The 11,455-nt window shown below is 54.2% G+C and carries 7 protein-coding genes; 5 read left to right on the top strand and 2 right to left on the bottom strand.

All coding sequences use genetic code 11. The annotated features are described in order from the left end of the window. Positions 1–22 precede the first annotated feature (22 nt). Positions 23–4,237: an adenylate/guanylate cyclase domain-containing protein gene (locus QTO31_RS05175; protein ID WP_301428348.1), complete on the bottom strand. Its 4,215-nt coding sequence runs from the start codon at positions 4,235–4,237 to the stop codon at positions 23–25. A gap of 365 nt (positions 4,238–4,602) precedes the next feature. Between QTO31_RS05175 and nadA the strand changes: the two genes are divergently transcribed. From nadA to QTO31_RS05150, 5 genes are all read left to right on the top strand, one after another. Continuing rightward, a complete protein-coding gene (gene nadA, locus QTO31_RS05170; RefSeq protein ID WP_301428347.1) occupies positions 4,603–5,574 on the top strand; it encodes a quinolinate synthase NadA in 972 nt (323 codons plus the stop codon). Between the two features lie 74 nt (positions 5,575–5,648). Next, on the top strand, positions 5,649–7,286 hold the full coding sequence (nadB, locus tag QTO31_RS05165) for an L-aspartate oxidase (RefSeq protein ID WP_301428346.1): 1,638 nt from the start codon (positions 5,649–5,651) through the stop codon (positions 7,284–7,286). 327 nt (positions 7,287–7,613) lie between these two features. Continuing rightward, the gene (locus QTO31_RS05160; protein WP_301428345.1) at positions 7,614–8,837 is read left to right on the top strand and encodes an alpha/beta hydrolase family protein; all 1,224 of its coding nucleotides are present in this window, start codon (positions 7,614–7,616) and stop codon (positions 8,835–8,837) included. 471 nt (positions 8,838–9,308) lie between these two features. Next, a complete protein-coding gene (locus QTO31_RS05155; RefSeq protein WP_236631111.1) occupies positions 9,309–9,506 on the top strand; it encodes a hypothetical protein in 198 nt (65 codons plus the stop codon). A gap of 54 nt (positions 9,507–9,560) precedes the next feature. Beyond that, the gene (locus tag QTO31_RS05150; RefSeq protein WP_301428344.1) at positions 9,561–10,082 is read left to right on the top strand and encodes a CPBP family intramembrane glutamic endopeptidase; all 522 of its coding nucleotides are present in this window, start codon (positions 9,561–9,563) and stop codon (positions 10,080–10,082) included. A gap of 271 nt (positions 10,083–10,353) precedes the next feature. Here the strand turns inward: QTO31_RS05150 and QTO31_RS05145 are convergent, their stop codons facing one another. Next, complete coding sequence (locus QTO31_RS05145) at positions 10,354–11,142, bottom strand: DUF4397 domain-containing protein (RefSeq protein WP_301428343.1); 789 nt, start codon at positions 11,140–11,142, stop codon at positions 10,354–10,356. Positions 11,143–11,455 lie beyond the last annotated feature (313 nt).

Here is an 11,455-nt window from a genome sequence, read left to right as displayed (position 1 = left end):
TTTACGGCAGGGAAAAGGTTCCTCACGCCAGCAATTGATCGGTCAGCGCCAGATCGCGTTGAGCATTCAGTTCGGTAAAGATGGCACGTGCTTCAGCGCGAGCCGCTACTGCTGCTACACTATCGTTGCGGGCAAGCGCCAGGCGGGCCTGTTGATAACGTACTTTGCCGAGTTCATACCGATTCGCCAGTTGCAATAGGAGGGTACTGCTCCGTTCAAACAATTCCGCAGCCGTGTTTAGCTCGCCAGCAGCCAGGGCAATTTCACCCAATACCCGATACGCAATGGCCGAATCATCGGCCTGACCCAATTCTTCAGCCGTAGCCAGTGAGCGCTGAGCATAAGTACGGGCTTGATCCAGCCGACCCAGCGCGATTTCGGCCAGAGCTGCCAGCCGAAAGACTTCAGGCAAGAAACTGCGGGCGTTGATCGCTTCCAGATCAGCGATAGCTGCCGTAAACAGAGCAAGTGCTTCAGCAGCATAACCCTGGTTGAGCAACACTTCGCCCCGGTTGTAGCTGGTAACGGCCACGCCTAAGCGTGAACCGATGCGGGCGAAGAGTTCACTGGCACGCTGATACAACGCACCAGCACGGTCTAGTTCATTACGCCCAACCAGCACCACCGCCAGATTATTCGCAGTACGGGCCGTTGCCAGCACATCGCCAATCGCCTCCGAGATAGCCATCGACTGCTCGAACACCGCAATCGTTTCGTCCCAACGCCCGGCTTGCGTATACACTCGTCCAAGGTCATTGAGTACATCACACAGCCCGGCCAGCATATTTGCCTGTTCGTAGAGAGCACGCGCCCGGTTAAGCGTTTCAATTGCCTGATTTCTGTCACCTTGAAAGCTGGCAATATTGCCAATAATCTTGAAAGCCCGCGCCTGATCGGTCACACTATTGCTCTGTTCAGCCAGCTTGTAGCCGATATTGGCCCACTCCATTGCATACTTATAATCGCCGGTACGATACGCAATCCCGGCGCCCAGCAGATAACAGCGGGCCGTCTCGGCCTGCAAATCTTTGTGGGCGTGCGCCATCCCATCCGTCAACAGCGCAAAAGCACGCTCATAATTTGAGCGCCGTTCTTCGACCGCAGCCAACATGCGATGCATGCGCAGCCAGCGTTCACTGACCTCCTGGTTTGCAAGTGGCATACTCAATTGGAGTGCTTCCCGAAAGTGGTACTCAGCTTCGTCATATTCGCCCAGCGTTAAATGAATTTCACCAATGGCTTCATGAATTTCCGCCACCTGATCAATCAAGCGATCTGGAGCAAGTACCGTTGCCAATCGTGGCGCAATGTTAAGCGCAGTTGTATACAGGGCCAGGGCATCGCGGTTGGCAAAGCGACGGTAGGCCTGCGCCGCCGCCAGCAGATGGTAGTGCATTGCCGGCTGCCACTCTTCGGCTTGCAAAAAGTGCCACGCCAGCACGGCGTACTGTTCTTCAAGTTTATGCGCAGCAATCTGCTCAATCCGACGAGCAACTCGTGCGTGCAACATACGCCGTCGAGCGTAGAGAATGCCTTCATACGCCACATCACGGAGCAGGGCATGCCGAAACATGTATGACAGAATCTGCTCTTGCTGATCGGCCTGGAACAATTCATTGCTAATCAATTGTTGTAAGCTCTCATCAAGCACCGGTGGATTCGAGTACACCCCTTCAACCACCGGACGTTGGAAACGGCGTCCGATTACCGATGCCACCTGAACCAACTCTTGGCGTGGTTCATCGAGCCGATCAAGACGTGCTATCAGCAAGCCTTCAATACTCTGCGGGATTTCGATCTTTTCAATTGGTCGCGTCAGTTGCCATGGCCCTCCTGGCTGCTCACGTACCAGTAATCGATCACGGATCAGCGTCCGCACCAGTTCTTCGATGAAAAATGGGTTGCCCTGCGTGCGATCTAACAGCGGCCATATCTCATCTGGCGGTGAACCGCCGAGGAAAGCGGCCAACAACGACCGACTATCTTCTGGCTTTAGCTCACCCAACACGAGACGCACCGTGCCGGGCAGATCATCCCATGGCGCCGGTGAAATCATTTCAGGTCGGTAGGTGAGCAGTAACGCTAACTTTCGACCTACCGCCGCTTTACTCAACCGTTCCAACACCTCGAGAGATGGCACATCAGCCCAGTGACAATCTTCAAGCAACACGAGCAATGATTCACGGTCGGCCAGCGCCAGAAAGATGGCAACGATCAATTCCTGTAGACGATCATGACGTTGCTGTGCTGAAATGCCGGCTGTCAACGGGGTATCGGTAATCGGTACCCCAAGTGCATCGGCCAGTAACGGTGCAAAGCGCCCGACTTCCGGTACCAGGTATTCGACACGCGCCACAACACTGGCAGCAATACGATCCGGTGTATCCCGTAGATCAACGCCTAGCGCGCTCAGCAAAGGCATCCGAATGGCTGCATACGGAGTTCGCTGTTCATAACTCTGACAATCCCCGAATAGAATGGTGAACGGCGGCACCCCTTCAGCAGGACCGTGAGACACCGTCGAATCAATGACCAGGCGCTGAATGGTCTCCTCGGCCAGGCGGGATTTACCGGCGCCAGCCTCACCGACCAGCACAATGGTTGCTCCCTGACCTTTTAATGCAGCGCGGGCCGTCTTCAACACCTGATGCAATTCAGCATCACGTCCGATCAACGGTGCTATCAACAGGTGTTCGCTATCATGGCGTGTGGTTACACTCGTTGTATGATGCAGCACCTGCGCTGGCGTCACCGGTTCACTCAGCCCTTTCAGGGTCAGAGGAGGGTCCATTTTGAGCGCAAAATAATCACGTACCGCAACCTGCGTGCTCGGTGAGAGATAGATGGCCCCTTCGGGAGCTGCCGCCATCAACCGCGCCGCCAGATTCACTGCCGACCCCATCACCGTGTATTCATAACGAGTCGATCCACCAACGCGCCCGGCAAAGACGGTACCGGTGTTGATACCAATTTTCTGCCTCAGTGGTATCACATCCGTCCCTACTCGTTCGCCGATCTCGCGATTCACATCCCGCATGAGGTTTCGTAGTTCGAGTGCACAATGGACAGCACGAACAGGATCATCTTCATGGGCTGTGGGTGCTCCAAACAACACCATCAGCTTATCGCCGTGGGTGTACATATCTACTTTATTTACAATCCCTTCATAGTGATGTACAACCGCCTGGGCGCGCCGATAATACGCATTGAAGATCGTAGCTGCCAACGCCGGATCGTTCTCTAAGCGGTTCAGATACGCTGAAAAGTCATAAATATTGACAAAGAGCACCGTCACCGGGCGAAATTCACCCAATTCGCCGGCCGCAGGATCAAGGAAACGACGCGGTAAACGATAGACGAGGTACGGTTGCAGAGCCGCCAGTTGGCGTGCCAGCCGATTGAGTGTCGCCAGATCATCTGGACCGCTGAGCGGCAATGTCAACGACGATACTGATGGCAGCGATGTCATCGACAGATCAAGCAGATGGTAAAATCCAGCCCGTCGCTGTTCGACACGATAGAAAGCTAAACGATGCAACGTCTGCTCAGTAACGACAACTTCACCAGGCGCGGCAATCTCCTGGGCCAGCGCCACCCGATTCACCTCCGGGCCGGTCACCAGCAATTCAATATGACTCTGATCACCTACTTCAGCCGCAAATACGCGCCCGACATGCACGCCAACCCGTAAACGCAGGGTAAATTCGCCGGCGCGCGTCGACAGATTGGCGAACTCGGTCATCCGCTTCTGCATCGCCAGTGCCGCCGCGCAGGCAGCCATCGCGTGGTGCTCACCCAGGATTGCGGCATCGAAGAAGACCGTCAGCGCATCGCCACCAAACTTCAGTAAAGACCCACCGTGAACCTGTACTTCGTGCAGGAGATTTGCAAATAGCCGGTTTACCACTGCCGAAACCTCTTCGGCGCCCTGTCGGCCCAACACCGATAGTCGTTCGGACAGTGCGGTAAAACCGGAGAGATCGGCGAAGAGGAGTGCTCCCTCCCAAAAAGCACCACTGATACGACCGGGCTGCGGATTGGTCAGTTGATGGTGTACCAGTTGCGGCGGAATATAGGCCGCATGGGCAGCCAACCGGGATCGCAAATCACGCCCCAGACGCAACCGTGTCTCGGCAGGTAGATCACCCGTCATCATCAGTTCCGTGAGCTGGTGCGGCTCAAGGTAGCCTTCCAGATCACGCCATTCCGTTACCTGACCGGTCATGAGTGTTTCCATACATCCCTTCGGCGGTGGTATATATGTTTACATACCTAAACGATCCATCGCCGAAGATTGTTTCAGGGTTACGCCCGGCAAATCTCTAGCATAACCGGTACCAGATGGCCGTCTATAGCTACGATTTGCGGCTGTGTCCTTATTGTGCAACCAAGAGCACCAAAAGAGAAGAGGGGAAAAAGGCCTATTGGATGAAAAATTTTTTAGTAGCCTCTTGAGAATATTCCTTTGCACAATAGCACTCTTTAGGAACGCGATGACATTGGATAGATTTTTAGTGACCTCTTGACAATATCTCACCCGCAGTGTATACTCTTCACAATTCTTAAAAGTGTAATAATAACACTAAATTGGAGCACTCACTTATGGTTGCCCAGCTCTACGAAACGACCGGTGAAACCGCAGCAACACTCATTGCCGAGATCAATGAATTGCGTCGCCAACGCAACGCGATCATTCTGGCCCACAATTACGAATACGGCGAAATTCAAGAGATCGCTGACTACGTTGGTGACTCGCTTGGTATGGCACAGGCAGCAGCACGTACTGATGCCGACGTTATTGTGGTCTGTGGTGTCTACTTCATGGCCGAAACGGCGGCCATTCTCAATCCACAGCGTACTGTGCTGATCCCCGACGCCAATGCCGGCTGCTCGCTGGCCGATTCGATTACAGTCGAACAACTGCGTCAATGGAAAGCAGCCCATCCAGATGCAGTAGTAGTTAGTTATGTCAATACTAGTGCAGCCGTCAAGGCCGAGAGTGATTATTGCTGTACTTCAGGCAATGCCGAACGGGTAATCAACGCCATCCCTGCCGATAAAACTATTCTGTTCTTACCCGATATGTTTCTAGGCAGTTATCTCCGCCAGAAGACAGGTCGCCCGATCAAGATTTGGGCCGGTGAGTGTCACGTACACGCTGCCATTCGGCCAACAATGATCGAACAAAAGCGATCAGCTATGCCCGATGCCGAGTTTCTGATTCACCCTGAATGTGGCTGCGTCACTAGCACTATGGACTATTTGGCCCGCGGAGTGATTGATGGGCGGGGAACCCATATTCTCTCGACCGAAGGCATGATTGCGCATGTCAATCGCTCACCGGCCAGCCGCTTTGTTGTTGCTACTGAGATTGGTGTGCTGCATCGGATGCGCAAAGCCAATCCTGACAAACAGTTTGTACCGATTGATGAGTCGATCAGTTGCCGGTATATGAAGCTCATTACGCTTGAGAAGGTGCGTAACAGTCTTCGTGATCTACGCGAGCAGGTGACCGTTCCACCAGAGATTGCCAACCGCGCACGGCTGGCGATTGATCGCATGTTGGCTCTGTAAGTATCTCTCAGCCTGATCGCCTTCCGTGCTGACCGGTAAGGAAGGTTCAGGTCTTTATCGTAAAGGAACCACGTATGGCAACTATTCCTGCCTCACGCAGTATCCTCAGCCGACTCCCTCCCATGCGTGACCGCCAGGTGGATGTGTTGGTGATTGGCGCCGGTGCAGCCGGCCTAACCGCAGCGCTGGCCGCCGCAGCTCGCGGCGCATGGGTGTTGGTACTGGCGCGTGGATCGTTACCTGAAAGCAATTCAGCCTGGGCACAGGGAGGAATTGCCGCTGCCCTCGACCCAGCCGACTCGCCCGGTATTCACGTAGCTGACACCTTGATCGCCGGAGCAGGGCTGTGTGATCCGGCTGCCGTGGCAGTACTGGCCAACGAAGCCCCGGCCCTGATGCGCGAATTGGCTTCGTTGGGTGTTCCCTTCGAGCGCGACGCCGACCAGTTCGCATTAGGACTGGAAGGTGGACATTCCCGCCGCCGCATCGTTCACGTCGGTGATGCGACCGGACGGGCAGTGACGCAGGTGCTGATCGAGCGTGTCCGGGCAACACCGCTGATCGCTATCCGCGAGCAGGCCCAGGCGGTTGAACTGCTAACCGCCGGAGAGCGAGTGGTTGGCGCGCTGGTACGCATGGTTGATGGGACATGGTGGCGGGTACTGGCCAAAGCAACTGTGCTGGCCAGCGGCGGCGCCGGTGCATTATACGGCCTGACTAGCAATCAACCAACGGCACTCGGCGAAGGGATTGCGCTGGCCTATCGGGCCGGTGCAGAAGTGGCCGATATGGAGTTCGTACAATTCCACCCTACCGTCTATCGGACTCGGGCCGGGCATGGCTTCCTGATCACCGAAGCAGCACGCGGTGAAGGTGGTCTGCTCTTCACGCCCGGCGGGCGCCGCTTTATGCCCGACTACGACCCGCGTGCCGAATTAGCGCCACGTGATGTCGTGACGCGCGGAATCGTTGCGGCGATGCAGGCCGAAGGATGTGACCATGTCTTGCTCGATCTGACTCACCTACCGGCCCATCTGATCGAGCACCACTTCCCGACGATCTGTACCCATCTTCGTGCCGATGGCATTGATCCCACCCGGACTCCGATACCCGTCACACCGGCGGCTCATTATCTGATGGGTGGTGTGCGTACTGATTTGAGCGGTGCAACCAGCTTACCCGGTCTTTTTGCGGCCGGTGAAGTGGCATGCACCGGTGTTCATGGCGCCAATCGCCTGGCCAGCAACTCGCTTCTTGAGTGTCTGGTGTTTGGGCGGCGGGCCGGAGAAGCAGCAGCGGCCCTTCGCGATCAGGAGGTACCGCTCCCCGATCCGCTACCACCTGCACCTATTTCAGCGCCACCCGATGCCAACTGGCGGACGATCCTGGCCGATATTATGCGTGCTGCTGGGCCAATCCGTCACGGTGACACCCTTAGTGCAGCATTAATCAGACTGGCAACCTGGCCGGTCAGTGCCGATCCTGATGAAGCCGATCACCTTACTGCCGTTAATGCAGCGCTTACCGCACAATTAATTGTTGCCGCAGCACTGCTGCGCACTGAGAGTCGTGGTGGTCATTTCCGTCAAGATTATCCACACAGCGAGGAATCCTGGCGTAAACATATCGTTCTGTGTCGCCAAGCCGAACCGTGGGTTGTGCCAACGATTGCGCCAGTAGCAGAGAGAGAAAAGGTAGGAGAGAGAAGGTAGGAGAGAGAAGAGAGTATCGGGAACGTTCACTCAAACCCTTCCCTCTAGGTCAAAATGTATGCTTAATCAGAACCGTAGGGGTGGGTGCAAACCTGCCCCTACGGTGTGTGCAGTTATCAACCGTATCTCGGCGCTATCTCGCAACCGCATCGCAGTCCAGACGATTCCTGGAACTGTGATAGCTACAATAAACTTAGCCTGAATGATACAGCCACGTGCAAGCTTAATACAGGCTTACACCTAGCCTCACTCCACCACCTTCGCCATTCAAGGGCAGCACAATCCGTTAGTCCGCGAAAGATTCTTCCAATTCAAGGATAAACAGTTATGAATAAAGAGAAACTATGGCAGCGAAGCAAACAGCGAATCCGGTTTCGGAATGACGATATGGATTTCTATTTTGCCTGGATTCTTGCTCACCAAAACGAAGGTGGTTCGGCACTTGGCGAGTGCTTCTACACTGCTTCCCAAATTAAAGATGGTGATCCCGAAAGCTGGTACAAGGCCTGGTCAGAAATGGCCCGTCGCGTCGAATCGCAGGCGACACAGGCACTGGCAAACGGGCATCGGGTTAGTGCACGTGAAGCCTACCTGCGCGCCTTTACCTATCATCAGATGGCAAGCATCTTTATTCGCCCGCGAGATCCACGACTACGTGAGATATGGCAAAAGGCACAATGGTGCTTCCGACAAGCAACTACTCAATGTAAGCCATCTGCCGAACCCATTGAGATCACGTTCGAAGGTAAATTTCTACCAGGGTATTTTTTGCGGGGTAACGACGAGAGCCGGAAAGCACCAACGTTGATCATGATAGGCGGTGGCGAAACATGCGCAGAAGAACTCTACTTCTGGATAGGCCCGGCAGGAATACGCCGGAAGTATCACATCCTCCTGGTAGACTTGCCCGGTCAGGGAAGAACCCCCTTCGATGGTTTATTTTTCCGAACCAATACTGAAGTGCCGATCAAAGCCGTCGTCGATTATACACTTACTCGACCAGAGGTCGACGCTGAACGGTTGGCTTTGTTTGGAATCAGTGGTGGGGGCTACATGGTATCACGCGCTCTTCCATTTGAGAAACGTATCAAAGCCTGCATAGCCAGTGCTCCCATCATAGATATTTACCAACTTGTCATGGCCGAAATTCCGTCGGTACTCCTCAAAACTCCCGGTTTTTTCAGGAACACCCTTACCAGGCTGGCAGGTCTTAGAAACCCCCTGCCCGGTATTGCATTAGAGAAGTTCTGCTGGCAAGCCGGAGTAAGCACAATTTCTGAAGCGTTAGAAATGGCGCGACAAGCACGAGTTGAAAGGATAGAAGAGATTACATGTCCGGTATTGTGTATGGTTGGCGAAGGAGAGTCAGAAGCACAAATGATGCAGGCTCGCGAGTTTTACAACGCTCTCCGATGCCCTAAAGCCTTTCGCGTCTTCGTTGCCGCCGACGGTGCAGATGCTCACTGCCAGATCAATAATCTGGGCCTGATGCAGCAAGTAGTCTTTGATTGGCTGGATGAGGTTTTTGGGTATCGGGCAGAGAATCTCTAAGAGCCTATCCGAAACATCCTGGTGTGGAAGATGAAGGTCAGCGAATCTCGTCTCTTCCCCGTGCGGTGATTGGAACGAAGCGATGCTGGGGGTAACGACGACCGAATAACCACCGTGGTGCCCATTGCCCCCAACGGTGATCACTGATCAAGACTATGCATGGGTGGCTTGACGACGCAACGCACCCATATCTGCCGATAGCGGAGGGGCGGTTCGCGCACTGCCCTACCCGATGATACGACGAGCACGGGATGCATCGATGGACAATGGGGGTTGTTGATCATGCGCCCATCCCATTCACCACTCGTCGGGGTGCACCCGTCGGGGCACGACGGTGCCGTGCCTCGACTCCATCGGCTTGCATGCGGTGATGGATTTCATCCGTCGTGACGTGACGACGAGGTATTCGGATAGGCTCTAAGCTGTGATAATACACAGAGGTACTCAGGTAACAAGAAGAAGGAAGTGTCGATGAAACATCATCCCGTCCTCTGGTTTTATGTATTGACGTTTGCGTTCTTGTGGTTCGGCTGGTTACCAATGGTGGCAGGCTCGCAGGGTATAACGCCGTTTAAGCCTCCACTTTTTCAGGTTTTACTCTTGCTGCCAGCAGTGGCGCCTGCTGTAGCAGCAGTTATTGTGACTGCGGTAAACGAAGGTACGGTGTGAGTTGACCGCCTATTTCGGACATTTGGAAACTGGTGTTTAGGCTCAAGCTGGTTAATGATTGCCGCCATTGCACCAGCGATCTTCCTGCTAAGCGGCAAAACTATAACTCAGGTATTAGGATTGCTAGCAAACTCCATAGCAGTGGACGGCAACATCGTCGGTGTTTCGATTGCAACCTTTGTGATGTCACTGCTCTCGAATACATGGGAAGAGGTCGGATGGCGAGGATTTGCCCTACCAAGATTACAGAAAAACCACAGTGCCCTTACGGCAACGCTCGTAGTAGGTGTGTTGTGGGGAATGTGGCATGTACCGCTGTTCCTTTGGCAGGGCCATCCAATGTCTAACTATCCCTTTCTGACGTGGTTTATCGGCACCATGGCGGTATCATTCATCTACACCTGGCTCTACAACAGCACGCGAGGCAGTCTGTTCGTTGTAACAATCTTCCACGTCCTCACGAATACGTATGGAGTCCTTGTTTCAGGGGTATCTGTTGCTGCGCTAGCGATGGTATACAGCTTCGTGGCACTATGCCTTGTGGCAATTTTTGGCAAGAACCATCTCGCCCGATAAGACTGCCACGACCGGTAGCGGCAGATTGAGAACCCACTTGTCATAGCGTACCGATGCTGCCCCAGACGGGGTGGGACAACAAAGATCATGCGTTGCAATCGCACGCGATTCGGTATGCCACGTTTGCGCAAGGGATATAAGTTCAGCCTATGAACCGCAAACATAGCTAAATCGTTCCGTATGCACCCCCTGCCTCTTCGCATTGTGGAAGAGGCAGGGGGTAAAGGATATTATCACACTTATTCAGGTATCGCCCTGATGGGCAAGAGTTCTACCGCATGCTGCGACGGACAACCATTCCACCAGCCACGGTGAGCGCCAGCGCCATCAATACCAATGCAACCAATGGCAGGGTTTCGCCACCTGTTGTAGGCAGCGCCGCTGGTGCAGCAGTTGCAACCGGAGCCGTAACGGCAAGTTGGGGTGTGATGCTGGCAACAAAGTTCGTCGCGAAGACGCTGTAAATTTGACCAGCATCGACCTTTGTTCCGGGCAAGTTGATCACCACTGCGCTTCCACCTGCTGGGGTTACTTGTAAGTCGTAGGTACCTGCTGGCACCTCCAGATAATTGCTCGCATCGGGGAAGGCCAAATTACTGATCAGCGTTGTTCCATCCGCCAGCTTAACATCAACTGCGGGCGCATCAGGCGAGAAGTGGTATACCCGCACCTTGGCCTGACCGGCAGCCGGGGCACTCAGGTTATCTGCAATGATCTGTGGCCTGATGTTGGCCACCGGTCCAACCGCAGCAATCGTATAGGCTTTCCCAGCCTCAATCGTCACATTTGCATCAATGACCGCCGAACCTGCACCGGCACCGGTCGGTGCGACCTGCACCCGATAAGTGCCTGCCGCGAGATCAAGGTATGGACTGGCGGCAAAAAAGCCGACGTTAGTCAATACTGCATTCCCATTAACGAACACATCAACAGCCGGCGCATCGGGCGAAGCATGAATGACCCGTACTTTAGCTGTACTACCCTGTGCAAATGCAGCCGGTACCACCAACAGAGCGAACAACAACGCCGTCGTCACCACGATAGATAGCTTGCGAATCACGGGACACTCCTCCTTACAAAACCATGGTTTCCATTACACCGGAATTGCCAATACTTTGTCAATTGTCTGCACAATTTCCGGCTTCACTCTTCTTTACGTAGCAGAACAACAAGTGGATGTGTCGCTTGAAGATGTCTTTGGATGTATTTGAACGTTCGCTGCCCGCCGGTAACAATGGATGCGATAGTATGAGGAGAGAGATAGGAGCAGGTTTGGAACCTACCATTGCCTGCGCTGACAGGTACAAAAAGAGGATGCAGAGCAGGTCGGGGAAATGGTGTGTGCAGGGTTTGGTCGTGTTCGCTCGCCAATG

Source organism: Chloroflexus sp. MS-CIW-1, assembly GCF_030444705.1.
Classification (GTDB): domain Bacteria; phylum Chloroflexota; class Chloroflexia; order Chloroflexales; family Chloroflexaceae; genus Chloroflexus.
This window is presented reverse-complemented; position numbering and strand designations above follow the sequence as displayed.

What these genes read in the sequence shown, in the direction of transcription:
- QTO31_RS05175 (WP_301428348.1), bottom strand. Translation starts at nt 4,237, where the DNA reads ATGGAAACACTCATGACCGGTCAGGTAACGGAATGGCGTGATCTGGAA.
- nadA (WP_301428347.1), top strand. Translation starts at nt 4,603, where the DNA reads ATGGTTGCCCAGCTCTACGAAACGACCGGTGAAACCGCAGCAACACTC.
- nadB (WP_301428346.1), top strand. Translation starts at nt 5,649, where the DNA reads ATGGCAACTATTCCTGCCTCACGCAGTATCCTCAGCCGACTCCCTCCC.
- QTO31_RS05160 (WP_301428345.1), top strand. Translation starts at nt 7,614, where the DNA reads ATGAATAAAGAGAAACTATGGCAGCGAAGCAAACAGCGAATCCGGTTT.
- QTO31_RS05155 (WP_236631111.1), top strand. Translation starts at nt 9,309, where the DNA reads ATGAAACATCATCCCGTCCTCTGGTTTTATGTATTGACGTTTGCGTTC.
- QTO31_RS05150 (WP_301428344.1), top strand. Translation starts at nt 9,561, where the DNA reads ATGATTGCCGCCATTGCACCAGCGATCTTCCTGCTAAGCGGCAAAACT.